Raw genomic sequence first — 24,320 nt, forward strand, 5'->3', positions numbered from 1 at the left:
ATGACCGACGGCATCCGCGTCTGGGCGCCCCTTGCAACAACGGTCGAGCTCCGGCTCGGCTCAGAGACCCTGGGGATGTCGCAGGCGGGCGGCGGCTGGTGGGAGCGACCGGGCCTGGTTGCAGAACCCGGCGTGGACTACGGATTCCTGGTGGACGGGGAAGGCCCATTCCCCGACCCTCGTTCGCGGCGTCAGCCAGACGGCGTTCATAGACTGTCCCGCATCGACGACGCAGGCTACACCTGGACCGACACCGCCTGGACGGGCAGACAGCTTGCCGGCGGGATGATCTACGAGCTGCACATCGGCACGTTCACCCCTGAGGGCACGTTCGACGCTGCGGCGACCAGACTCGAGCACCTCGCGGGCATCGGCGTCGACTTCGTCGAGATCCTTCCGGTGAACGCCTTCAACGGCTCTCACAACTGGGGATACGACGGCGTCCTCTGGTACGCGGTCCACGAAGGGTACGGCGGCCCTGACGGCTATCGGCGTTTCGTGGACGCCTGCCACAACGCAGGCATCGGCGTCATTCAGGACGTCGTCTACAACCACCTCGGGCCGAGTGGGAACTATCTGCCGAAGTTCGGGCCGTACCTGACGGACGGCCCGGGAAACACCTGGGGGTCGTCGGTCAACCTTGACGGTCCGGATTCCGATACCGTTCGGCGTTACATCCTCGACAATGCCCTGATGTGGCTCGGCGAGTACCACGTCGACGGGCTTCGTCTCGACGCCGTTCACGCGCTGAACGATCACGGTGCGATCCACATCCTCGAGCAGATGGCTGATGAGGTGGCCGCGCTGAGCGCGTTCACCGGCCGTCCGCTGAGCCTCATCGCCGAATCGGACCTCAACGATCCGAAGCTCATCACCCCGCGTGAGGCTGCGGGCTACGGTCTCGACGCCCAGTGGAGCGACGACTTCCACCACGCGGTTCACGTCGCCCTCACCGGCGAGACCACGGGCTATTACGCCGACTTCGAGCCCCTCTCCGCGCTGGGAAAGGTGCTCACCCGCGGCTTCTTCCACGACGGAACCTACTCGAGCTTCCGTGAGCGGATCCATGGTCGACCGATCGACACCGAGCGGATGCCAAGCTGGCGGCTCGTCGTCGCGAACCAGAATCATGACCAGATCGGCAACAGGGCCATCGGTGACCGCCTCACCGCTGAGCTGAACGCCGGCCAGCTCGCAATCGCCGCAGCGCTCACCCTCCTCGGCCCGTACACGCCGATGCTGTTCATGGGCGAGGAATGGGCGGCGACCACGCCGTGGCAGTTCTTCACCTCGCACCCGGAGCCCGAACTGGGTCGAGCGACTGCCGAGGGTCGCATCGCCGAATTCGCGAAGATGGGCTGGGACCCTGCTGTCGTTCCCGACCCCCAGGATCCGGAGACATTCAGCCGGTCGAAGCTGGACTGGTCGGAACACGAGGATGAGCGCAGCGCGCGCATTCTCGCGTTCTACCGGAGTGTCGCGGAGCTGCGCCGAGAGCGGCCCGATTTCACCGACCCGCGGTTCGGCCGGAACACCGTCGAGGTCAACGAGGATGAGCGCTGGTTGCTGCTGCGCCGCGGGGACTCGATGATCGCGATCAATGTCGGGCCGACGGCTCGTTCTCTTCCCGTGACGAGCGGTTCCGTGCTGCTGTCGTTCACGGAATCGGGAGATGAGGTCGCTGCCCCGGCAGGAGGAGCGCTCACGCTGCCGGCGCATTCGGTGGCGGTGCTCGGCTGAGCTAGGCCGAGAGCGCCGCCCGGAAGGCGTCAACCACCGGACGGTTGAACGCGACGATTGTCACAGGAAACCCCGGATCGTTTGCGCGGATGGTTCGCACGGCGATGCCGGCGGCATCCGTGATCGGCCATCCGTAGACGCCGGCAGAGATGGCGGGGAATGCCAGCGACATCGCGCCCTTGTCGATCGCGACCCGGATGCTGCTGGCGTAGGCAGCGGCGAGCAACTCGGACCGGTCGTCGTCTGCATCCCACACCGGACCGACAGCGTGGATCACCCAGCGTGCGTGCAGCCGGCCGGCTCCGGTTGCGACAGCCTGCCCGGTCGGCAGACCGCGGGGGAGCGTCGTCGCTCTCAGCTGACGGCACTCGGCGAGGATCTCCGGGCCACCGGCGCGATGGATCGCTCCGTCAACTCCACCTCCGCCGAGAAGCGAGTTGTTGGCCGCGTTGACGATCGCATCCACGGTGAGAGTGGTGATGTCGCCCTGCACCAGCTCGATCTGCATGTCGGTCTTCTCGGAGCGGGAAGCTTGAGCCGGGTTACAGAGCGCGCAGGCGTTCGAGGAGGGGCCCGGCTGCCTCGGCGAGGAACGCGTCCTGGCCCTCGTCTCCGACCTGCACGATCGCAATGTCCGTGAATCCTGCCTCGATGAACGGTCGGGCGCTCTCCGCGATCTCGTCGAGGTCAGGTCCGCAGACGATAGACGCGGCGACGTCTTCCGGCCGGACGAACTGCGTGGCACCGGCGAACCCCGCCGGGGTCGGCAGGTCGGCATTCACGGCCCACCCCCCGGCGAACCAGCGGAACTGTTCATGCGCCTGCTTCACCGCAGCATCCGTGTCCGGTCCCCAGCAGACCGGGATCTGCCCGATGACCCGTGCGGATGAGCTGTCACCGCCATGGGCATCCTTCCACGAGGAGACCAGATCGGCGTCGGGCTCTGTCGAAATGAAATGGTCCGAGAGCGGAGCGAACCGCGCGATCGATTTGGGACCTGAGACGGCGATCCCCAAGGGCACCCCACCGTCCGGAACATCCCAGATGCGCGCGGAATCCACCCGGAAGTGGTCACCCTCCCAGGTGACGAGGTCGCCGGTGAGGAGTTCTCGAATGATGTGGACGGCTTCCTCGAGCATGTCCTGTCGCAGGTCGACCGCCGGCCAGCCGGCACCGACGACGTGTTCGTTCAGGTTCTCACCCGACCCGAGGCCGAGGAGGAACCGACCCTCTGCCAACAGCTGCAGTGTAGCCGCCTTCTGGGCGACGACTGCGGGGTGATAGCGAAGGGTCGGACAGGTCACAAAGGTCGCGAGATCGACGCGTTCGGTCGCCTGGGCGACGGCTCCGAGCAGCGTCCAGGCGTATGGTGCGTGACCCTGCTCCGTCAGCCAGGGAGAGTAGTGGTCGCTGCAGACTTCGAAGTCGAAGCCCTGCTGTTCTGCCGCAACGGCGTAACGCACCAGGTCGCGCGGCCCGCTCTGCTCTGTCATGAGGGTGTAACCGAATCGAGTCATCTGTCGAATGTGTCACCGTGCGCTCGACCCGGTCAAGGGGCTGGGCTCAGACACCGGAGTGCGGTAGCAGTCAGCTCTGTGGGACAAGCTGCTGAAGCGCCCAGCGGTTCCCATCCGGATCGGAGAAATAGACGAACCGGCCCCAGGGCTGCTCATCGACATCGCTGGCGTCGATGCCGTTCCCGACCAGATGCGCGCGCGCGGCATCAGCATCGGGTACGACCACCTGAATCCCGGTCTGCGATCCGGGAACCATCTCGGTGATGCCCTCGCCGATAACGATCGAGCAAGCTGACCCTGGCGGGGTCAGCTGCACGAATCTCAGGCCGTCCGAGACAAGGAAATCGTGGTCGGCGTGAAAGCCGACCTGATCGGCGTAAAAGGCCTTCGCACGATCGACGTCGGTGACCGGCACCGCGATGAGTTCGATCTTCCAGTCCATGAGATTCTCCTTACCTGTTCGTGTGTTCCAGTCTTCCTGCCGATGAGGACCGATCGTGTCCTCATTCCAGTCGATCTCGAGGAACCCCTCGCCGACGGCGCGGCACCTGTGCGAGGGTGAAACACAGCCTCGATGCGAAGGAGCACGATATGTTCACGCCCGTTCACGCGTTCAGCGGATTCAGCGTCACCGACACGGATGCCGCACGGACCTTCTACTCGGACGTGCTCGGTCTGACCGTCACCGACGATGAGATGGGGCTGTTGCGGATCGAGCTCCCCGGGGGCGCAGAGGTGATGGCGTACCCCAAGCCGGACCACACCCCGGCGAGCTTCACGATCCTGAACTTTTTGGTCGACGACATCGACCTCGCCGTCGACGCGCTCAACGACCGGGGCGTCGCGACCAAGATTTACGACGACGACACACTGCCAACCGACGACCGCGGCATCATGCGCGACAACGGGCCGACCATCGCCTGGTTCCGCGACCCGGCTGGCAATGTGCTTTCGGTCATCGAAAACTCGACAGCCTGAGCGTTTCTGCTCAGCCCGGGTTGCCGATCGGGCCGAGGAGGGACGTCGCCACGGTCGAATGGGCCGATTCGGGGTCGCTCGGGTGGAACAGGCCCGCGAGGCTGTCACGATAGAGACGGGACAGTTCGGAATCGGCGTCGTATGAGCGTCCCCCGGATACCCGGATCGCGGTATCGACCACTCCGCGGGTGACATCGACGGCGCGTGTCTTCGCACCGACGAGCAGCCGGAACCATTCCGACCCGTGGTCGACGCGGTTGTCGACGTCGTTGGCGAGTGCACTCAGCTGGGGAGCGAGTGAGTCAAGAGCGATAGCCGCGTCCGCGAGCTGCCAGCGAATGTCCGGATCATCGGCATACGTTCGCCCGTCGTGCTTCATCGACGTTCTGCTGCGGGCCGCTTCGACGCCGAGCTCGAGCGCGCGATCAGCTATTCCGGCGTAGACGGCACCGATGAGCAGCAGAAAGTTGCTGAAGATTCCGAAGATGTACGGGTCGGCGCTCGGCCCGATCGGGAGAATCCTGGCGATGCGTTCACGGGGGACCGGGGCCATGGAGAGCTCAGTGGTGAAGCTCTGTGTGGCGCGCATGCCCAGCGGGTTCCACTCGCCGACCGCGCGGTGACCCCGAGTCTCACGAGTGAGGTAGCCGTGCACGAGGGTGGGACTGCCCGGGTTCGAATCATCGCGTCCGAACACCCCGAGCCGGGTCCAGGCGGGGGAGAGCGATGTGAAGATCTTCGTGCCAGTGAAGGTGAACGACCCGTCAGGACCGGGGCTCGCGGTCGTTCGTGAGTCGAACATCACCTCGTCGTTGCCCGCCTCACTGTTGCCGAAAGCGAAGAGTTCGCCGCGTGCCGCATCGTCGAGGATCCAGTCGAGGCTCGAGTCGCCGCGATCATGAAGCACTCTGGCCACCCCGACGACCACATGGTGCATGTTCACCCCGAGCGCAGTCGCGGGGGCGTGGCGGGCAAGCAGCCGCTGGTTCGAGACGGCATCTGCCAGCGATTGAGGTGCCAGGTAGCCTGCAGCGCGCAGATCGTCGAGATCCTCGGTGAAAAAGCGGTTCTCGCGGTCGTAGCCCGGGGCGCGGGAGCGGATGCGTTCCAGCAGTTCGCCAGCCAGTTCGGTCATCCTGTCAGACTAGCGAACCGGGCCGTCGGGTGACCGGGCCGTCGACTGACGCGGGGTCAGTCCAGCAGATTGCCGTCTGAATCCCGGCCACGCAGCTTTTCCATATCGCGTCTTTCACGTTTCGTCGGACGCCCGGCGCCACGATCACGCATCGGCAGCAGCGCGACCTCCTCGCGTGGCGGCGGCGGGGGAGTCTTGTCGATCAGGCACTCAGCAGCGACAGGCGCTCCGACCCGTTTGACGACGATCCGTGCCACGACCACCACACGGTCGAATCCACCCTCTCGCACGCGGATTTCATCGCCGATCCGCACCGGATGCGACGCCTTGACCCGTTCGCCGCCCACCCGTACGTGTCCGGCCCGGCACGCCGTGGTCGCCGTCGACCTGGTCTTGTAGACGCGCACGGCCCAGAGCCAGCTGTCGACGCGTGCGCTCGGTGCCGGGGTGGTCATCCTCCGAGCCTACGGGCGTGCCGTCCCCGACAGGGACAACAGGGTGTATCCACGGAGGATCGCGGCATCGACGATCTCGATCGGGAGGCGCGAGCGTGAAACGATTCTCTCAGCGGCCGACTCGATTGGCTCTCCTCGCTCGAACGACTGGCGGATACCGTCTGCCACCACTCGAAGCACGTCGGCCTGCGCTTCGAGGAACGACCGATCGACGGCGGCGCCGTGTCCGGGGACGAGGAGGTCACCGGGGCGGATGAGGGCCGCGAGAGAGTCGAGCACTCCCGGCCAGTCCATCGGGAAGCTGCCCGAGCCGTACATCGGCGGGCCAGACTCCTCGATGACGTCCCCGAGAAACCAGGCGCGGGCATCCGGGATCTCAACGACCAGGTCGGTGTCGGTATGACCGGGCGGGAGTGGGTGGAAGCGTACGATCCGACCGCCGATATCGAGGTCGGTAACGGTCGAGACCAGGACACTCGGTGGGGTGAGGACGACATCGGTCCAGTCGTACTGGGGCCAGGACCCCGGAGCCGCCGTCCAGTCGGACAGCCGCTTGCCCTCGTACTCCTCGAAATGTCGCGGAATCAGGTGGTGGCCGACGATCAGGGCGTCGGCGAAACTCTGGTTGCCGAACGCATGGTCGTAGTGTGCGTGCGTGTTGACCACCCAGCGAACCGGAAGAGGGCTCAGGCCGGCCAGGTCGGTGCGCAACTCGGCAGCTTCACGCGGATTGCAGCGTGTGTCGACGACCAGAAGCCCCTCGTCACCTGCGACGACGCCGATCGAGATGTCGAGCGGCTCATACCGCCGATGAAAAACCCGATCGGCAACCTCAGTCCACTCAGCCATGCCCCGATCCTACGTCGCGATCGGTCAGGCCTCGTCGAAATCTCCCAGGTCGAGCGCGTCCTGGGGCGTACGCGGTGTCGTCGGCCGGCTGGGCAGCAGCGCACGGGTCTTCTGGAGGAGATCGTCGACGATGTCTGCGTCGTATGGGTCCTCGTCTTCGCTCGCGACCGGAATCGAAAACAACTGACTCGCCGGACCGACGAGAACATGGGCGTGGCCGCTGATGCCTGCGTCGGTCACGACGGGGATCGCGATGATGTCCGCCTTACCGGTGTCGGCGAGTACACGGGCGTAACGAAGCACAGCCTTGCTCACCACATCACCGGTGTAGAAGGATCCGCTGGAATAGTACAGTCGTCTCATTCGGTCGACTGTCCTCCGTCAGACCCCGACGCTCAAGGGACTTGCGCTTTCCGGCCGTGGTCGATAGACCGACCGAGGGCGGGCCGGACGTGCCTGGCAGCACGGGAGCAACCGGGGTCAGCCCCCGTGAGCAGGCTCGGGCAGGCTAGGGTACAACTGGACGGGTTGCCCTGTCCGTGCGCATACAGTGAAAGGCCCCGATGGGAAAGCTCTTCTACGACTCAACACTGACAGTCGACTTCGATGACCGGGTGCTCGCTCACCTGCAGATCGTCATCGGAGCCAAATTGCGGCGCGGTGAGTCGTTCTATTTCAGCTGGAAGGACGACCCGGCGGTCGGAGACGGCCGGAGCACCATCTGGCTCGCTCCGAACATCCCCCTCCATTACAAGTACTTCGGGTCGCGCCTCCCCGCGCTGAACCGCGAGTGGATCATTGCCTTGAGCGCCTCGTCGAATTCGGCTGGCGGACTGCAGATCGTGCCTGAACCGCCCGCGAAAGCCGGCCCGCCCGCCGAGGTCCAGCAGTGAAGCGCATCGAGGTTCTGTACGGCGGCGGCAAGTACACCATCCCGAACCGTGATCTCGCCGACGTTCAGAAAGAGATCACAGACGCCATAGCGAGCGGCGGGCAGTACTGGCTCGAGGTGAACAGTGGTGAGGGAATTCTGGAACCGGCTCACCTGCTGATCGCCGGCGGTGTGCCGATCGTCGTGATCGACGTCATGACGACCGTCAGCTCAGACAGCGACAGTCCGCTCTAGCCCTTCGCCGTCGTGCGGTTCTCTGCGCTGATCATCCAGGCGTACTGTTCCAGCTTCGCGATGATCGCGTGGAGAATGTCTGCTGAGGTCGGATCTTCCTCGTCGATCTGGTCGTGTACGTCGCGCATGGTTCCGACGGCGGCCTCGATGCGCACCGTGATGAGGTCGATGGTTTTTGCCGTGTCGACCTCACCGCCGGGGAAAGCCGGAAGCGTGGTCGTTGCAGCTACGGAATCGCTCCGGCCATCGGGGGTCGCGTGGAGTGCGCGCATTCGTTCGGCGACCTCGTCAGAGAATTCCCTGGCTGCTTCGACGACCTCGTCGAGCTGCAGGTGCAGGTCACGGAAGTTCTTTCCGACGACGTTCCAGTGTGCCTGCTTGCCCTGAACGTGCAACTCGATCAGATCGACAAGGACCTTCTGCATGTTGTCAGCGAGGTCTTTCGACGCGGTGAAGCCGCGTTCGGGCTTCTGCCGCCTGGTCGTCTTCGCGCCGGTGGCCGATGAGCTGGTGCGTTCACGAGTTGCAGTTGACATGGACGAGTCCTTTCGACGGTGGGTGGAGCATCCGTCAGGCTAGGCTCAGCGCGCTCGCACCTCAAGGCCTTGCATTCGACGGCGAAGCTGCTACCGCGAGGGGCGCGTCCTGCCCGCATTATCGCGCGACGAGTTCGGAGTGCGAACTCACCTGTTTCTCTGCCTAAGGTGAACTATGCCCGCGTACGTTCGAACGATCGAGACAGCCCTTCCGTCCACCGTGCTGGTGCAGTCGGATGCCCGCGAGATCTTCGCCGCGCAGCCGGGGCTGACCCGGCTCGGCGAGCGACTCGTCCGGACGTCCTTCGACGTCTCGGGCATCGAGACGAGGCGCACGGTGATCGGGGACTTCACCGCGGGTGAGCGCACAGACGCACCGGTCTTCTACGACCAGGGATCCGGTCTGCTGCTGTCTTCATCGACTGGCGTGCGGAACAACGTCTACATCCGGGCGGCCGGAACGCTGTTCGCCGAGGCGGGGAAGGCTGCCCTCGACGCGACTCCGGGTATCACGGCGGCGGATGTCACGCACGTCGTCACGGTGTCGTGCACCGGCTTCTACGCTCCTGGGCCCGATTACGAACTCGTCAGGGAACTCGGTCTGCCGACAACCACCCAGCGTTTCCACATCGGGTTCATGGGCTGTTACGCCGTCTTCCCCGCCCTGCGGGCGGCGGCAGCCTTCTGCGCCGCTGACCCGGACGCCGTCGTGCTCATCGTGTCGTGCGAACTGTGCACGATCCATGTCCGTTCGTCGAACGACCCCGATCAGATCGTCGCCTCATCGGTGTTCGCCGACGGCGCAGCAGGGGCGATCGTCACGGCCAGGGCGCCGGAAGAAGGTCCCGCGTTGAGGGTCGACAGGCTCGCCAGCGAACTCACGCCGGTGGGGGAGGAAGACATGGCCTGGACGATCGGCGATGCGGGATTCGAGATGGTCCTCAGCGCCCGGGTGCCGAAGATCATCGACGCCTACATCGGCAGTGCGCTCGTGCCGTTGTTCTCTGACCAACCGGACCTTGCGGCTGACCCTGCCGGGAGCATCCGTCACTGGGCGATCCACCCGGGCGGACGCAGCATCCTCGACAAGGTCGAGGCCGCCATCGGCCTCAGCGGAAGCCAGCTCGAGGCGTCGCGTCGCATCCTGCGCGACTTCGGCAACATGAGCAGTGCAACGGTGTTGTTCGTGCTGAAGGAGATCCTCGACGGTGGGCACGTCGGTGGGCACGATGAGCGGGTCTGCGCCATGGCCTTCGGGCCGGGCCTCACGGTGGAGACCGGGCTCTTCACCCGGATCGAATACTCCCGATGAGGCTGCAGGGACGCGCGGTGCTTGGCTCACTCGCCGAGAGGGACGGCGATCTCGTCGAACGGATGGACGACCCGGACTGCGACATCGACACCCTCTACAGGACCTACGCGAACTTCCGCACCGTCAACGGGCTGCTTGCCGGGTGGAGGCGCACCTACCTGAGCCACCTCAGGCCGGAATTCACGGATAGTCGCCACACCCTGCTCGACATCGGTGCCGGCGGCGGAGACGTCGCCAGGGCGCTGATCCGGTGGGCGCGGGCCGACGGCGTCGAGCTCCGGATCACCGCCATCGATCCGGACCCGCGGGCGGCGGGCTATGTCGGCACGATCCCTGCGGTCGACGGATACGAGCATCGCCAGTGCTCGAGCACCGAACTGGCCGACGACGGCGCCCGATTCGACTTCGTCGTGTCGAACCACGTCCTGCACCACCTCACGGCAGCCGAACTCGGTGCCGTTCTGGCCGATTCGACCAGGCTCGCGCGAATCGCCGTCGTGCACAGCGACATCCGTCGTTCGGTCGCGGCATATGTGCTGTACGGAATATTCACGTCGGTGGCATTTCGTCGGTCGTTCATCCGTGAGGACGGTCTCCTGTCCATCCGGCGGAGCTACCGCGCCGATGAACTCGCCGCGGTTGTTCCATCGGGCTGGGTGGTTGCCGTCCAGTTCCCGCACAGGGTGGTGCTCAGCCGACGCCAGGCCGCCAGGGATTCGCGCGGCTAACGGCGCAGCGCTTCGAGCACCGTCGCCGCTGTGAGGGCCGAACCAGCCGGGCTGGGGTGCAGAAGATCGGGCAGTAGCAGTGTCTCGGCCGCGGTCCCCGTCGCGATGTACGCGGAGTGGACGTCGACGGGTCGCACCGCCTGGTTCTCAGCCAACCACGAACCGACGTTGTCGATCACGGTGGCGTGAGCCGCCGCCCATTGGTCGAACCGCGGGTTCTCGAGAATGGCGGCGAACCCCACCGACTCGGGCCAGTACCGTTCCACTTCCGCTACGAGGGCGGTGAGCTCCGGAGCGACGGTGGCGGGTTTCGGCACGTTGTTGAGGCCGTGGTTGAAGATCACCAGGTCGGGCTGTTCGGGAACAAGCGCGTCGAAGTGCAGGAGAGAATACGCTCCGGTCTTTCCGCTCGCTGACCCGTTCCAGAGGATGATCGGCGCCGCGGAGGCGTCGTCGTTCGACCGGATCTCGGGCAGGTAGGAGTCGGTGAGAATGTCCCACGGATGCTGGATGAGGGGCCTGTCGAGTTCTTCGGACAGTTGGCGGAAAGCGAGGTCGACCCACTCGCCCTGCTCGTTGCCGGTGGAGTCACCGATCACCGTGACGACGAACGGACGCCCCCGGTCTGACATCCGGTCTCTGGCGTCCGCGAACGAGACGAGGGCTGACTGGCGGTCGGCGGCGACCACCGGCCCGCTGTCCGATCCGGCTGATGTGCCGGCTGCCGGTCGCGGCAGGGTCGCGAACGCAACAGTGACGAGGACGGCGCCGACAACGACGGGCACGCCGACGCGAAGTAGAACACGGGAAACGAAGCCGCGCCGCATGCGCCAGGTCTCAGCCCAGGTCGGTCGGGTCGACGTGTTCATGCATCAAGGGTACGGCGCGCAACTCACCGCGCCTGACATGTGACTCTCATTGGGGGAGTCGCGTCGGTTGAGCGGTCTCCGCCGCGCGGCGGATGAGGCGCACGGGTATCGGTCAATAGAATGTTCGAGTGGAACACCGGGAGAGCCCAGAACCGAGCGACCGCATCCTGACGGTCCCGAATCTGCTGAGCTTTCTGCGCCTGGCTCTCGTCCCCGTCTTCCTGATTCTGCTCGTCGAAGGTCAGGACCTCGCCGCACTTGTCGTCCTCGCCGTCTCCGGATTCACCGATTTTCTCGACGGATATATCGCCCGCCGTTTCGACCAGGTGTCGCGGCTCGGCCAGCTCCTCGATCCGGCCGCCGATCGGCTCTACATTCTCGCTGCTCTCCTCGGCCTGGGCTGGCGCGACCTGGTCCCGCTCTGGTTGGTCATCGTCATCGTTGCGAGGGACATCATGCTCGTGGTGCTCGCTGGCATTTTGGCGCGCATCGGTCACGGCGCGTTTCCGGTGAACTGGGTAGGAAAGTGGGCGACGGCCTGCCTGTTCCTCGGCCTGCCGCTGTTGATGCTCGCTGCAGCGTTCCCGGACGCCGACGCCATCATCCGCCCGTTCGGCATGATCTTCGCAGTGGTCGGTGCGGTCCTCTACTGGTGGGCAGGGGCGCTCTATCTCGTGCAAACCGTCCGTGCCTCCCGAAAGAGCGAGGGACAGACCGGCTCGCGATCAGATACGCTGGAACCCTAGGAGGTTCAGGTGTCTTATCCCAACGAGCAGAATCCCCCCACAGGGGCATATCTGCGCGAGCCGGCTCATGATGATGCAGCGGTCGCCAACAGTACAACCGCAAGTTTCAGCAGGGAACTGGGCGCCAGCCTGGCCAACGTCGATAGCGACGTCAGCGCTGAGGAACAGGAAGCGATCGCGGCTCTGCCGAGTGGGTCCGCCCTCTTGATCGTCCGCCGCGGACCGAATTCCGGAGCTCGATTCCTCCTCGATGCCGATGTCACGCCTGTCGGACGTCACCCGGATGCCGACATCTTCCTCGATGACGTGACCGTCTCCCGGCGTCACGCTGAGTTCCTCCGCCACGGCGTCGCATTCGAAATCAAGGACCTCAACTCGCTCAACGGCACCTACTTCGACGGCGTGCGCATCGACAGTGCAGAGCTGAGCGATGGAGCCGAGGTTCAGATCGGCAAGTTCCGTCTCACCTTCTACCCGTCGCGCTTCGACCTGCTTGCTGCACCGGGCGCCTAGATCGTGACTGCCCAGGCAGCGCATCGCAGCTACGACCCTCGTGACGCCGGCCAGGCGAAGTCCTCCGGCAAGACAGCAGCACCGCAACTGCTGAGCATCGGCCAGGTGCTCGCGCGGCTTGCCAAGGAGTTCCCGGAACTCAGCAACTCGAAGCTGCGGTTTCTCGAAGAGCAGGGGCTCGTGTCCCCGTCTCGCACGAAGTCGGGCTATCGCAAGTTCTCGCCACAGGATGTGGAGAGGCTGCGGCTCATCCTGTCTATGCAGCGCGACCACTACCTGCCGTTGAAGGTCATCAGGGGGCACCTGGCCGACCTCGATGCGGGTCGCGCCCCCGCCCTGCCCGGCGCGGCGGCGAACGGCCAGATCTCCACCATCATTCCGGCGGGCCGGCGCTACCAGCGTGACGATGTGCTCCGCGAAACCGGCGCGACGCCCGCCCTGTTCTCCGACGCGATCTCAGCATCGGTCATCACCCCCGCTGAGAGCTACGGCGATGACACCGTCTCGGTGATCCGTTCGCTGGTTGCGCTGCAGCGCTGTGGAATCGAGCCGCGGCACCTCCGCGGATACCGCGCAACGGCGGAACGCGAAGTCAGCATGATCGAAAGCGCGCTGCTCCCCATCGCCAGGCGCAAAGACGCCGCAAGCAGGGCACGCGCTGCCGAACTCTCCGGTGAGATCGCCGGGCAACTCGATGTGATCCGGGCCAGCCTGGTCCGGAGCGCCCTGGGACGATTGCTGTCCTGAGATTAGACTGGAACGACCGGCCGCGATTGTCACAGAATGATCACGGCCAGCCGACACGCCGGAACCATCGATCCGGATGTCGTTGTAGAAGCAGACAGCCCTCGGTACCGTGGACTGTGCGGTACCGCCGCAGCCATTTCTTCAGAGGAGCACACGGATGAGCGAAATCCCCGCCAACGATAATGCTCGCTATGACCTGGGGCTGCTGTTCACCGATGGGCTTCCTGAGATGGATGACCAGGCCGGCTATCGCGGTGCCGTAGCTGCCCGCGCTGCAGGCATCAGCTACCGCCAGCTCGACTACTGGGCACGTACCGGCCTCGTCGAACCGACGGTTCGGGGTGCAGCCGGTTCCGGCTCGCAGCGCCTGTACGGGTTCCGCGACATCCTCGTCCTCAAGCTCGTGAAGCGCCTGCTCGACACCGGGATCTCGCTTCAGCAGATCCGCACCGCCGTCAATCAGCTGCGAGAATCCGGCGTGAACGATCTCGCGCAGACCACCCTGATGAGTGACGGTGCCAGTGTGTACCTCTGCACCTCGGACGACGAGGTCATCGACCTCGTGAGCCGGGGCCAGGGAGTGTTCGGCATCGCCGTCGGCAAGGTCCTCCGTGAGGTCGAGTCCAGCCTGGTCGAGTTCGACTCGCAAACGGCTGACCCGATGGACGAGCTCGCTGCTCGTCGCGCCGCCCGCTCCGCCTGAGCCCGACCGACCGGATGCCACGTCGCGGCATCCGTCACCGTCATGCCCTGACGTCACCCGCCGAGAGCATCCGTGTGTCGGAGCGCTGATCGATCGGTCCTCACCGGCCGGTCCTGGTGACCGCGAACGACCGTTCGATCCTGATCGATGCGCGCCGCCCGGTCGGGACCTCAGCGGACTGTGAGGTTACCGAGCGGCTTTCGCTGCGTCGGCGTATTCGCCGACGCGGCCCGTACGGAGAACACGGTCGAGGAGCTGGTCGAAATTCGACGCCATCTCCTGTGCGCTGTCGCCCGGCCAGATGTGGAGGGGTTTCGCGGCACCCTGTGCCTGCTGGAGCGACGTACGCTCGGGCAGTTGCGGGCTGAGGACGAGCGGGCCGAACATGTCGCGCAGTTCCTTGATGCGGAACTGGTGCTCCATCGACTGCGAACGCACGCGGTTGACGACGATTCCGAGCGGCTGGAGCCGGGGGCTGAGGCCCCGGCGGATCTCTTCGATGGCTCGGAGTGCGCGGTCGGCTGCTGCGACCGAGAAGAGGCCGGGTTCGGTCACGACGACGACACGGTCGCTTGCTGCCCACGCCGTCCTGGTGAGCGCGTTGAGCGACGGGGCACAGTCGATGAGAACGAGGTCGTAGTCGTCCTCGACGTGCGCGAGCGCTTCCTCGAGCTTCCAGATGTCGCGGATCGACGGGTGTGGACCGTCGAAGTTGATGGCGGACGGACTGCCGATGAGCACATCGATCGTGCCCGGGTGGGTCTTCGTCCAGCCGCTCGGCGCGATGGCCTGGCGGACGGTCTTTTCTTTGGGGGACGCGAGGACGTCCGCGACGTTCAATCGACCGGCAAGCGCGATGTCCATGCCAGTTGAGACATCCGACTGCGGGTCGAGATCGACCACGAGGGTACGGATGCCTTTGGCGAACGCGGCGGAGGCCAGGCCGAGGCTGACGGTGGTTTTCCCGACGCCTCCCTTGAGGCTCGAGACGCTGAGTACGTGCACAAGAAGCAACGTTACCTTCACTAAGCTGGGAGAACCTAACCGTTCCCTGTGCGCTGTGTTGCCAGAGAGGTCTGCATGTTCACGAAGATTCTTGTTGCCAACCGAGGCGAAATCGCGATTCGCGCGTTCCGCGCCGCATACGAACTCGGGGCAAAAACCGTTGCGGTCTTCCCTTACGAGGACCGCAATTCGATGCACAGGCTGAAAGCCGATGAGGCATACCAGATCGGCGAGCCGGGACACCCGGTTCGTGCATACCTGGACGTCGCCGAGATCATCCGCGTCGCCGTCGAGTCCGGCGCAGACGCCATCTACCCCGGCTACGGGTTCCTTTCCGAGAACCCTGAACTCGCCGAAAAGGCCGCCCAGAACGGCATCACCTTCATCGGCCCGACGTCTGATGTTCTCGAGATGGCCGGAAACAAGGTCACCGCGAAGACCCACGCGATCGAGGCCGGCGTTCCCGTGCTCGCTTCGACTCCGGCATCCCGCGACATCGACGAACTCCTCGCCGGGGCGGACGAGGTCGGATTCCCACTCTTCGCCAAGGCCGTCGCCGGTGGCGGCGGCCGCGGCATGCGCCGTGTTGCAACCAGGGAGGAGCTCGCTCCCGCCCTGGCCGAGGCGATGAGAGAGGCCGACAGCGCCTTCGGCGACCCCACCATGTTCCTCGAGCAGGCGGTTCTGCGGCCTCGTCACATCGAAGTGCAGATCCTTGCGGATGCCGGTGGCGAGACGGTTCACCTGTTCGAGCGTGACTGCTCCGTTCAGCGGCGCAACCAGAAGGTCGTGGAGATCGCTCCCGCACCGAACATCAGCGACGAGTTGCGAGCCGAGCTCTATCGGGATGCCATCGCCTTCGCCCGTTCGATCGGGTATGTCAACGCCGGAACCGTCGAGTTCCTCCTCGACACGGCGGGGGAGCGTGCAGGCAGGCACGTCTTCATCGAGATGAACCCGCGGATCCAGGTCGAGCACACGGTGACCGAAGAGGTCACCGATGTCGACCTCGTGCAGGCGCAGATCCGGATCGCAGCGGGGGAGAGCCTCGCCGATCTCGGTCTCACCCAGGACAAGATCCAGCTGCACGGTGCTGCACTGCAGTGCCGCATCACGACCGAGGACCCGTCGCAGGGTTTCCGCCCTGACACCGGCAAGATCACGACCTACCGGTCACCGGGTGGTGGCGGCATCCGTCTCGACGGCGGAACGATCAACCCCGGTGCGCAGATCAGCCCGCACTTCGACTCGATGCTCGCCAAGATGACCTGCCGCGGCCGCGACTTCCCGGCTGCCGTCGCCCGCGCCAAGCGCGGACTGGCCGAGTTCCGCATCCGCGGGGTGTCGACCAACATCTCTTTCCTGCAGGCCGTCCTCGAGGATCCGTCCTTCGTCGCCGGTGACCTCAGCACCTCATTCATCGACGAGCGGCCGGAACTTGTCCGCGGCCGGGTGTCGAAGGACCGCGGAACGAAGATCATGAACTGGCTCGCCGACACAACGGTGAACCATCCGAACGGTCCTCGGCCGACCAACTTCCACCCGGCCGAGAAGCTTCCGGAGATCGACCTCAGCCTGCCGGCACCCGCCGGGTCGCGGCAGCGCCTGCTCGAGCTCGGTCCTGCCGGGTTCGCGAAGGCCCTGCGCGAGCAGACGCCCCTCGCCGTCACCGAAACGACGTTCCGTGACGCGCACCAGTCGCTCCTCGCCACGCGCGTGCGAACCAGGGATCTTCTGGCCGTCGCTCCATACGTCGCCCGCCTCACTCCCGAGCTGCTCTCGGTCGAGGCCTGGGGCGGTGCGACATACGATGTTGCCCTTCGGTTCCTCGGTGAAGACCCGTGGGAGCGCCTGTCGAGCCTGCGTGAAGCGCTGCCGAACATCAACATCCAGATGCTGCTCCGCGGCCGAAACACTGTCGGCTACACCCCGTACCCGACAGCGGTGACGGATGCCTTCGTGCGCGAAGCAGCGGACAGCGGCGTCGACATCTTCCGGATCTTCGACGCTCTCAACGACGTGAACCAGATGCGCCCGGCCATCGAGTCGGTGCTCGCGACGGGGACCACCATCGCCGAGGTCGCCGTCTGCTACACCGGAGACCTTCTCGACCCGTCCGAGGATCTCTATACCCTCGATTATTACTTGAAGCTCGCCGACGAGATCGTCTCGGCCGGGGCGCACATCCTCGCGATCAAGGACATGGCAGGACTCCTTCGCCCGGCGGCAGCCGCGCGACTCGTGTCGGCATTCCGCGACCGGTTCGATGTGCCCGTCCATGTGCACACGCACGACACCCCCGGTGGCCAGCTCGCCACACTGCTGGCCGCGAGCCAGGCCGGCGCTGACGCGGTCGACGTCGCGAGTGCGCCGATGGCAGGCACCACCAGCCAGCCGTCGGCATCCGCCCTCGTCGCTGCTCTCGCCCACACCGAACGCGACACCGGTCTTTCGCTCGAAGCCGTCACCGACCTCGAACCGTACTGGGAGGCCGTCCGGCACATCTACAAGCCGTTCGAGTCGGGTCTGCCCGGCCCCACCGGTCGGGTGTACCGCCACGAGATCCCCGGCGGTCAGCTCTCGAACCTGCGCCAGCAGGCCATCGCGCTCGGGCTCGCCGACCATTTCGAACTGATCGAAGACATGTACGCGGCCGCCAACACGATCCTCGGCCGGGTGCCGAAGGTGACGCCGTCGTCGAAGGTGGTCGGCGACCTCGCCCTGCACCTCGCCGCCGTCAAGGCCGACCCGGCGGACTTCGCCGAGAACCCGCAGAACTATGACATCCCCGACTCGGTGATCGGCTTCATGGCCGGTGAACTCGGCGAACTCCCCGGCGGCTGGCCCGAGCCGTTCCGCAGCAAGGTCCTCGCCGGACGCCACATCGACATCGAGGTGGCTCCGCTGTCGGATGCTGACCAGAAGCTTCTCGACGGAACCTCACTCGAGCGACGCGCGACCCTCAACCGCCTGCTGTTCCCCGCGCCGACGAAGCAGTTCGACTCGGTGCGCGAGATGTTCGGCGACCTGTCGGTCGTCGACACCATCGACTACCTGTACGGTCTGGAACCCGGCGCTGAACACGTGATCGAGATCGACAAGGGCGTCAGGCTGTACGCCGGCCTCGAAGCGATCGGCGAGCCAGACGACAAGGGCATGCGCACCGTCATGACCACTCTCAACGGTCAGTTGCGGCCGGTGTTCGTTCGGGATCGCAGCATCACGGTCGAAACGAAGGTGGTCGAGAAGGCGGACACGTCGAAGCCCGGTCAGATCGCCGCGCCGTTCTCGGGCGTGGTGACGCTCAAGGTGCAGGAAGGCGACGTCGTCGAGCCCGGTCAGGCCGTGGCCTCGATCGAGGCGATGAAGATGGAAGCGGCAATCACTGCAGCCGTCGGAGGGCGAGTCCAGCGCCTCGCCATCCCGGGCACACAGCAGGTCGAGGCAGGCGACCTGATCGTCGTGGTGCAGCCAGGCGAGTAGCCCGTCGTGCCGGGTTCGGCCTCTCCCGCCTAAACTTGAGGTCGAACCCGAACGAAGGGGGTAGCTCTCATGGCTTCCACCACACCAGAAGGCAGCTCTCCGCGGCACAGCGGCGATGCCGTCGTGCCGCGTCTCGATGACGCGACGGTGGACACCGCAGGAGTGGACGTCGTCGGCTCGGCCGCAACCGTGAGCGTCCAGCTCCCCGCAGCGCCTCTCCATGACATCCCCGAGGACGAGCTCGCCGTCGCGATCGACGATATCGCTGTGAACCCCGACACCGAGCAACCGCCGACACGGTCGGTGGAGGTCGTGGCCACCGTGCCGGCGACAGTGCCGGAGCCGGCGGGCGTCAGCGCGACGCGGTACCAGACCGGTGCCCCGGAGTCGTCGGCACTGCTCACCAGCGAACGGCTCCTCGATGGCACGAGCGCGACCCGGGTGGCGCCGGAAGGATTCTGGCAGCGGCTCGTCTACGACGCGACCAGGCAGCGGGTGAACCTCGGCGATTCTGCTGCAGCGACCGCTCGCAAGGACCTGGACCGTCGCATCCGCCGTTCTTTCGATGGCGGTGCGCGCTTCGTTCCCGTTCTGACTCGTAAGGGCGGAGTGGGAAAAACCACGGTCACCGCGCTGCTCGGGATGGCCCTCGCCGACGCCCGCGACGACCGGACGATCGCGATCGACGCCAACCCCGATCGGGGAACGCTCTCCGAACGGATCGCCCAGCACACCGATGTCACCGTTCGTGACGTCATCCGGAACGTCGACAGCATCACCGGCTACAACGAGTTCTCGTCCCACGTCGCTCGCGACGAGACCCGGCTGGATGTCCTCGCCTCAGATACGGACCCTCACCTGGCGGAGGCGTTCAACGAAGACGACTACACCGTCGTCGCCGATCTTGCCGCCCGGTACTACTCACTGGTGCTGACGGACTGTGGAACAGGGATCGTGCACTCCATCATGCGGGCCACTCTCGAACGCGCGGACGCCGTCGTCATCGTGTCCGGGTCGAGCGTCGATGAGGCACGGCTGGCATCCGAAACCCTGACCTGGCTGGAGCAGAACGGCTACGAGCACCTCGTGACCAATGCCATCGTTGCCCTGAACACGGCGACCCAGGGATCCCACATGGTGCGTCTCGACGAGATCGAGGCCCACTTCAAGTCCCGGGTGCGTGAGATCGTGCGCATCCCGTATGACCCACAACTCGCTGCAGGCGCCGCGATCAGTTTCCGCAACCTGAAACCGGTGACGAGACATGCTGCCAGGACCCTGGCCGCGCTCGTCGTCGAAGGCCTGCCGTCTCGCCGCGCCTGACCCGCCCACCCAGCTGACCCGCATCCGCGATGCCGGCCCCTCCGGCCGGCCCAGACCGAAAGACCCCAGTGACAGAACGACAGATCCGTATTTTCGGTGACCCGGTGCTCAAAACCGTGTCCGACCCCATCGGCAGCATCGACGACCGCGTCCGCGGCCTTGTCGACGACCTCGTCGACAGTGTGCGCCCGCCCGGGCGAGCGGGGGTGGCTGCCAGCCAGATCGGCGTGAACCTGCGCGCATTCAGCTACAACATCGACGGAGACATCGGCTACATCCTCAATCCGGTCATCGTTGAGACCCGGGGGGACAAGGAGCCTGTCGAGGAGGGATGCCTCTCGGTGCCAGGGCTGTGGTACCCGACACCGCGTTACCCGTTCGTGCGGGTCACCGGCACGGATGTCGACGGCAACACGATCGAGCTCAGCGGTACGGGGCTTCTGGCCCAGGCTTTGCAGCACGAGGTGGATCACCTCGACGGCTTGCTCTATCTCGACCGCCTCGAGAAAGCGGATCGTCGAGCGGCGATGAAGGAAATCCGCGAGAGCGACTGGTTCTAGCGCGCCACCCTACATTCAGGGAAGTCCTCCAAATTCAGGAGGGTCTTCCAAATTCAGGAGTGTCTTCCAAATTCAGGAGGGTCCTCCAAATTCAGGAGAAAGAACGCGACACGCCGTGTGGTCGCGCTCTCACGTCGGCGTGTCGTCAGAATCTCCTGAATTTGGCGATGTTCCCGAACGCGATGCCGTCCTGTGACCACCTGGCGCGACGAGAACGGCCGGCCGGTACTCCGAGGGGAACCGAACCGGACGTCGTCGTTGCTATCGGTGGCGATCAGCCTCCGAGCGGGATGCCCTGGGTCGGCGCGTCTGCATAGAGCGTGTCGATGTTCACAGCGAAGTCCTTCAGGATCACGTGGCGCTTGATGCTCATCTTCGGGGTCAGGTGCCCGCTCGCCTCGGTGAACTCGGTCGGAAGCACGACGAACTTACGGATCGACTCGGCGCGGGAGACGCGGGTGTTCGCCGCGTCGATCGCCCGCTGGATCTCGGCGAGCACGGCCGGGTTCGTTGCGGCCTGATCGAGGCTGAGCCCGGCATCCTCTCCGTTGTTGCCGAGCCAGGTGCCGATCATCTCGGAGTCGAGGGTGATGAGCGCCGAGATGAACGGGCGCTGGTCGCCGACGACGACGACCTGACCGACAACAGGGTTCGAGCGGATCGGGTCTTCGAGCGCGGCCGGTGCGACGTTCTTACCAGCCGCTGTGACGATGATCTCCTTCTTGCGACCGGTGATCGTGAGATTGCCGTCCTTGTCGAACGAACCGAGGTCACCGGTACGGAACCAGCCGTCGTTGAACGACTCGGCCGTAGCCTCGGGGTTCTTCCAGTACTCCTTGAAGACGTTGATGCCCTTCACCTCGATCTCACCGTCGTCGAGGGTGCGGATGGCGACACCGGGCATCGCCGGTCCGACGGTTCCGATCGGGGTCTTGCCCGGGCGGCCGACCGATGCAGGTGCGGTGGTCTCGGTGAGGCCGTAGCCCTCGAGGATCTCGATTCCGAGGCTGTGGAAGAAGTGCCCGAGTCGCTGGCCGAGCGGCGCAGAACCCGAGACGGCATATTCGACGTTGCCGCCCATCGCCGTGCGGAGCTTGCCATAGACGAGTCGATCGAACAAGGCGAACTGCAGCTTGAGGCCGATCGGGATCGATCCGCCCTTCTGCTTGGCGATCGAGTGCGCGACGGCCACGTCGGCCGCCTTCCGGAAGATCTTGCCCTTGCCGCCGGCTTCGGCCTTCTGCTCGGCTGAGTTGTAGACCTTCTCGAACACCCGCGGAACGGCGAGCAGGTAACTCGGTTTGAATGAGCCGAGCGATGGCAGCAACTGTTTGGTGTCCGGCTGGTGACCGGTCTTCACACCGGCGTGCACGTTGAGCACCGAGATGAAGCGGGCGAAGATGTGAGCGAGCGTGATGAACAGCAGGGTGGATGCCCCGTTGGGGCCGTCGACGACCTCACGGAGCGCTACGGCTGAGTTGCGTGACAGCTCGACGAAGTTCGAGTGGGTGATCACGCAGCCCTTGGGCTTGCCAGTCGATCCGGACGTGTAGATCAGTGTGGCGATGTCCGATCCGATGGCGAGGTTGCGCCTGCGCTCAATCTCCTCGTCGGAGATCCCGACTCCTGATGCGGCCAGCTTGTCGAGGTCGCCGAGGGCGATCTGCCAGACATCCGCAACGAGAGGAAGATCGGGGTGGACCTCATCGAAGCGGGCGAAGTGGTCTGCAGTCTCCACGATCATGGCGATCGCGCCGGAGTCGCTGAGGTTCCACTGCACCTGGGTGGGGGAGCTGGTCTCGTAGACCGGAACGAGGATTGCTCCGGCGAACCAGGTCGCGAAGTCGATGAGGGTCCACTCGTAGCTGGTCTTCGACATCAGACCGATCTTGTCGCCCGGCTGGATGCCTGCGGCGACGAGTCCCTTGGCGAGAGCGACGACCTGGCGGTGAAATTCGCCGGCGCTGACGTCGGTCCATCCGCCGTTGTGTGGCAGGGCGAAGAGGGGGGAGTTCGGGGTGAGCTTGACCCGCTCGACGAGCAGGTCGGTCGCATTGGCGTTCGGATCGGCAGCGACGACGGCGTGGACTTCGAACTGTTCCAAGGTAACTCCTTTGGTACCTGTAGGGGCAAGGTACCTCTACTCTAGGGGGCGGTTTGCGCCGCTCACCGATCGGATGGCGTCAGTTGGACGCGATCACTAAACTGGCGGGGGCCGCGAGGATCAGCGTTGTGGCTTTCGGCAGTTCCCACCCGGCCCTGGAGGTTTTTCGCGTGCACGCCATTGGCATCGACATCGGCGGGACCAAGATCGCCGGAGCCCTGGTCGACGACGACGGCGTCATCGTCGACGAGGCACGGGTTCCGACACCCACCGGTTCGACCCAGCTGATCGAGGATGCCGTCGTCGAGATGGTGACCAGGCTGGCATCCGGACGTGCCGTCGAGGGCGTCGGCGTTGCCGCGGCCGGGTTTATCGATGCAGCCCAGTCCACCGTGTACTACGCCCCCAACATCAACTGGCGCAACGAGCCGTTCCAGGCACGGTTGTCTGCACGGATCGACCTGCCGATCGTGATCGAGAACGATGCGAACGCGGCCGGCTGGGCGGAGTTCCGCTTCGGCGCAGGGCGACTGGTCAGCGACATGGTCATGCTCACGCTCGGCACAGGGGTCGGGGGAGCCATCGTCACCGAAGACCGACTGTTCCGTGGCGGCTTCGGCGCCGGAGCGGAACTCGGCCACCTGAGGCTAGTCCCCGACGGGCTCCCGTGTGGCTGCGGCCAGCACGGTTGCCTCGAGCAGTACGGATCCGGCCGGGCGCTCCTGCGGATGGCGAACGAGTTCGCCGACGCCGGCGGAATCGGGCAGGCCCTCGCCGAACGGCGTGTGGCCAACGGCACTCTCACCGGGCACGACGTGTCTGACCTGATCGGTGCAGGCGACGGGGGAGCGCTGGCCGCCGTCCGTCAGCTGGGCAACTGGCTCGGACAGGGCTGCGCCTCGCTCGGGGCCGTCCTCGACCCGCAACTCTTCGTCTTCGGCGGCGGAGTCGCCCAGGTGGGCGAGCTGATTCTCGAACCGATCCGTCACTCGTACCTCGAGTACCTGCCCGCGCGCGGCTACCACCCGGAACCGGAGTTCGTGATCGCTGAACTCGTCAACGATGCCGGAGTCGTTGGCGCCGCAGACCTCGCTCGGGTGTCAGCCCGTCGTGCTGCGCCCGCGAACCACTTCTAAGAGATACTGGGACGACGATGTTCTATTGGTTCATGAAGTACCTGGTTGCCGGGCCCCTGTTGAAGTCCGTGTTCCGGCCGTGGGTGATCGGCCAGGAGAACATCCCGAAAACGGGCGGGGCGATCATCGCCTCCAACCACCTCTCCGTGATCGACTCGGTCTTCCTGCCGCTCTACCTCGACCGCAGAATCTCCTTCCTGGCAAAGAGCGAATACTTCACCGGTAAGGGCATCGCAGGCTGGGTGACCCGCGTCTTCATGAAGGCGACGGGGCAGCTGCCGATCGACAGGTCTGGCGGAAAGGCTTCTGAGGCGTCGCTGAACACCGGCCTCCGGGTACTCGGTGGGGGAGACCTTCTCGGGATCTACCCCGAAGGGACGAGGAGCCCCGACGGCAAGATGTACCGCGGGCGCACGGGCGTCGCGCGCATGGTGCTCGAGGCCGGCGTGCCGATTGTTCCGATCGCCATGATCGACACCGAGAAGATGATGCCCATCGGCACCCGGCTTCCCCGGATCAGGCGGATCGGGATCATCATCGGCGAACCTCTGGACTTCAGCCGTTTCGAAGGGATGGAAGGCGACCGCTTCATCCTCCGCTCGATCACCGACGAGCTGATGTACGAGATGCAGCGCCTCAGCAAGCAGGAATACGTCGATGTCTACGCCACCAGCGTGAAGGGAAAGGCGCCAACTCTTTCGCGGTAGGGTTGAAATTCCGGGCTGCTTTCGGCCGCCCGTCGTCCCTTTCGAAGA

Annotated in this window: 26 protein-coding genes; 15 read left to right on the forward strand and 11 right to left on the reverse strand. The window is 65.4% G+C overall.

Going from position 1 to position 24,320, the window contains the following annotated elements:
* Positions 1-1,740, forward strand: coding sequence for a malto-oligosyltrehalose trehalohydrolase (gene treZ / locus IWX78_RS04205; RefSeq protein WP_196832215.1), 1,740 nt, complete (start codon positions 1-3; stop codon positions 1,738-1,740).
* A 1-nt stretch (position 1,741) separates the two neighbouring features.
* On the opposite strand, the gene IWX78_RS04210 is transcribed toward treZ, so the two are convergent.
* From IWX78_RS04210 to IWX78_RS04220, 3 genes are all read right to left on the reverse strand, one after another.
* Positions 1,742-2,248, reverse strand: a complete 507-nt coding sequence (locus tag IWX78_RS04210; RefSeq protein ID WP_196832216.1) for an O-acetyl-ADP-ribose deacetylase — start codon at positions 2,246-2,248, stop codon at positions 1,742-1,744.
* A 34-nt stretch (positions 2,249-2,282) separates the two neighbouring features.
* On the reverse strand, positions 2,283-3,257 hold the full coding sequence (locus IWX78_RS04215; protein ID WP_196832217.1) for an LLM class F420-dependent oxidoreductase: 975 nt from the start codon (positions 3,255-3,257) through the stop codon (positions 2,283-2,285).
* Positions 3,258-3,327: 70 nt separating this feature from the next.
* Positions 3,328-3,699 (reverse strand): glyoxalase superfamily protein, encoded by a 372-nt coding sequence (locus tag IWX78_RS04220; protein WP_196832218.1) that lies wholly within the window; start codon positions 3,697-3,699, stop codon positions 3,328-3,330.
* Between the two features lie 149 nt (positions 3,700-3,848).
* On the opposite strand from IWX78_RS04220, the gene IWX78_RS04225 reads away from it, so the two are divergent.
* The gene (locus IWX78_RS04225; RefSeq protein WP_196832219.1) at positions 3,849-4,235 is read left to right on the forward strand and encodes a VOC family protein; all 387 of its coding nucleotides are present in this window, start codon (positions 3,849-3,851) and stop codon (positions 4,233-4,235) included.
* 10 nt (positions 4,236-4,245) lie between these two features.
* Here IWX78_RS04225 and IWX78_RS04230 read toward each other — a convergent pair whose 3' ends face one another.
* Genes IWX78_RS04230 through IWX78_RS04245 form a run of 4 tightly spaced genes read right to left on the reverse strand, consistent with a single transcriptional unit; the run spans position 4,246 to position 7,037 of the window.
* A complete protein-coding gene (locus tag IWX78_RS04230) occupies positions 4,246-5,370 on the reverse strand; it encodes an acyl-CoA dehydrogenase family protein (protein WP_196832220.1) in 1,125 nt (374 codons plus the stop codon).
* A gap of 56 nt (positions 5,371-5,426) precedes the next feature.
* Complete coding sequence (locus IWX78_RS04235; protein WP_196832221.1) at positions 5,427-5,825, reverse strand: RNA-binding S4 domain-containing protein; 399 nt, start codon at positions 5,823-5,825, stop codon at positions 5,427-5,429.
* Positions 5,826-5,834: 9 nt separating this feature from the next.
* Entirely contained in the window at positions 5,835-6,674 is an 840-nt protein-coding gene (locus IWX78_RS04240) for an MBL fold metallo-hydrolase (protein ID WP_196832222.1), read from the reverse strand.
* 24 nt (positions 6,675-6,698) lie between these two features.
* Positions 6,699-7,037: a hypothetical protein gene (locus tag IWX78_RS04245; protein WP_196832223.1), complete on the reverse strand. Its 339-nt coding sequence runs from the start codon at positions 7,035-7,037 to the stop codon at positions 6,699-6,701.
* A gap of 200 nt (positions 7,038-7,237) precedes the next feature.
* On the opposite strand from IWX78_RS04245, the gene IWX78_RS04250 reads away from it, so the two are divergent.
* Positions 7,238-7,567 carry a DUF7882 family protein gene (locus IWX78_RS04250; protein ID WP_196832224.1) on the forward strand — a complete coding sequence of 110 codons (330 nt, stop codon included), beginning with the start codon at positions 7,238-7,240 and terminating at the stop codon, positions 7,565-7,567.
* Positions 7,564-7,800 carry a hypothetical protein gene (locus IWX78_RS04255; protein WP_196832225.1) on the forward strand — a complete coding sequence of 79 codons (237 nt, stop codon included), beginning with the start codon at positions 7,564-7,566 and terminating at the stop codon, positions 7,798-7,800. Before IWX78_RS04250 ends, IWX78_RS04255 begins: the two co-directional genes overlap by 4 nt.
* Here the strand turns inward: IWX78_RS04255 and IWX78_RS04260 are convergent.
* Positions 7,797-8,336: a Dps family protein gene (locus tag IWX78_RS04260; RefSeq protein ID WP_196832226.1), complete on the reverse strand. Its 540-nt coding sequence runs from the start codon at positions 8,334-8,336 to the stop codon at positions 7,797-7,799. The two genes, IWX78_RS04255 and IWX78_RS04260, sit on opposite strands and share 4 nt — an antisense overlap.
* Positions 8,337-8,511: 175 nt before the next feature.
* Between IWX78_RS04260 and IWX78_RS04265 the strand changes: the two genes are divergently transcribed.
* On the forward strand, positions 8,512-9,648 hold the full coding sequence (locus IWX78_RS04265; RefSeq protein WP_196832227.1) for a type III polyketide synthase: 1,137 nt from the start codon (positions 8,512-8,514) through the stop codon (positions 9,646-9,648).
* A complete protein-coding gene (locus IWX78_RS04270) occupies positions 9,645-10,376 on the forward strand; it encodes a methyltransferase domain-containing protein (protein ID WP_196832228.1) in 732 nt (243 codons plus the stop codon). Before IWX78_RS04265 ends, IWX78_RS04270 begins: the two co-directional genes overlap by 4 nt.
* Here IWX78_RS04270 and IWX78_RS04275 read toward each other — a convergent pair.
* Positions 10,373-11,245 (reverse strand): SGNH/GDSL hydrolase family protein, encoded by an 873-nt coding sequence (locus IWX78_RS04275; protein ID WP_196832229.1) that lies wholly within the window; start codon positions 11,243-11,245, stop codon positions 10,373-10,375. The two genes, IWX78_RS04270 and IWX78_RS04275, sit on opposite strands and share 4 nt — an antisense overlap.
* A gap of 128 nt (positions 11,246-11,373) precedes the next feature.
* On the opposite strand from IWX78_RS04275, the gene pgsA reads away from it, so the two are divergent.
* From pgsA to IWX78_RS04295, 4 genes are all read left to right on the forward strand, one after another.
* Positions 11,374-11,991, forward strand: a complete 618-nt coding sequence (pgsA, locus tag IWX78_RS04280) for a CDP-diacylglycerol--glycerol-3-phosphate 3-phosphatidyltransferase (RefSeq protein WP_334684558.1) — start codon at positions 11,374-11,376, stop codon at positions 11,989-11,991.
* Positions 11,992-12,042: 51 nt separating this feature from the next.
* On the forward strand, positions 12,043-12,504 hold the full coding sequence (locus IWX78_RS04285; protein WP_196832714.1) for an FHA domain-containing protein: 462 nt from the start codon (positions 12,043-12,045) through the stop codon (positions 12,502-12,504).
* A gap of 3 nt (positions 12,505-12,507) precedes the next feature.
* Positions 12,508-13,251 carry a transcriptional regulator FtsR gene (gene ftsR, locus IWX78_RS04290; RefSeq protein WP_196832230.1) on the forward strand — a complete coding sequence of 248 codons (744 nt, stop codon included), beginning with the start codon at positions 12,508-12,510 and terminating at the stop codon, positions 13,249-13,251.
* A 157-nt stretch (positions 13,252-13,408) separates the two neighbouring features.
* Positions 13,409-13,954 carry a MerR family transcriptional regulator gene (locus tag IWX78_RS04295; RefSeq protein ID WP_196832231.1) on the forward strand — a complete coding sequence of 182 codons (546 nt, stop codon included), beginning with the start codon at positions 13,409-13,411 and terminating at the stop codon, positions 13,952-13,954.
* Between the two features lie 186 nt (positions 13,955-14,140).
* Here IWX78_RS04295 and IWX78_RS04300 read toward each other — a convergent pair whose 3' ends face one another.
* The gene (locus IWX78_RS04300; protein WP_196832715.1) at positions 14,141-14,959 is read right to left on the reverse strand and encodes a ParA family protein; all 819 of its coding nucleotides are present in this window, start codon (positions 14,957-14,959) and stop codon (positions 14,141-14,143) included.
* A gap of 75 nt (positions 14,960-15,034) precedes the next feature.
* Here IWX78_RS04300 and IWX78_RS04305 point away from each other — a divergent pair, with 75 nt between their 5' ends.
* From IWX78_RS04305 to def, 3 genes are all read left to right on the forward strand, one after another.
* A complete protein-coding gene (locus IWX78_RS04305; protein ID WP_196832232.1) occupies positions 15,035-18,442 on the forward strand; it encodes a pyruvate carboxylase in 3,408 nt (1,135 codons plus the stop codon).
* A gap of 69 nt (positions 18,443-18,511) precedes the next feature.
* Positions 18,512-19,765, forward strand: a complete 1,254-nt coding sequence (locus IWX78_RS04310) for a MinD/ParA family ATP-binding protein (RefSeq protein WP_196832233.1) — start codon at positions 18,512-18,514, stop codon at positions 19,763-19,765.
* Between the two features lie 68 nt (positions 19,766-19,833).
* The gene (gene def / locus IWX78_RS04315; RefSeq protein WP_196832234.1) at positions 19,834-20,325 is read left to right on the forward strand and encodes a peptide deformylase; all 492 of its coding nucleotides are present in this window, start codon (positions 19,834-19,836) and stop codon (positions 20,323-20,325) included.
* Positions 20,326-20,599: 274 nt separating this feature from the next.
* On the opposite strand, the gene IWX78_RS04320 is transcribed toward def, so the two are convergent.
* Positions 20,600-22,429: an AMP-dependent synthetase/ligase gene (locus tag IWX78_RS04320; protein ID WP_196832235.1), complete on the reverse strand. Its 1,830-nt coding sequence runs from the start codon at positions 22,427-22,429 to the stop codon at positions 20,600-20,602.
* Positions 22,430-22,599: 170 nt separating this feature from the next.
* Here IWX78_RS04320 and IWX78_RS04325 point away from each other — a divergent pair, with 170 nt between their 5' ends.
* Positions 22,600-23,565: an ROK family glucokinase gene (locus tag IWX78_RS04325; RefSeq protein ID WP_196832236.1), complete on the forward strand. Its 966-nt coding sequence runs from the start codon at positions 22,600-22,602 to the stop codon at positions 23,563-23,565.
* Positions 23,566-23,582: 17 nt separating this feature from the next.
* The gene (locus IWX78_RS04330) at positions 23,583-24,272 is read left to right on the forward strand and encodes a lysophospholipid acyltransferase family protein (protein ID WP_196832237.1); all 690 of its coding nucleotides are present in this window, start codon (positions 23,583-23,585) and stop codon (positions 24,270-24,272) included.
* Positions 24,273-24,320: the final 48 nt, after the last annotated feature.

Origin of the sequence: Mycetocola sp. CAN_C7, from assembly GCF_015752285.1 — a bacterium.
Taxonomy (GTDB): domain Bacteria; phylum Actinomycetota; class Actinomycetes; order Actinomycetales; family Microbacteriaceae; genus Mycetocola_A.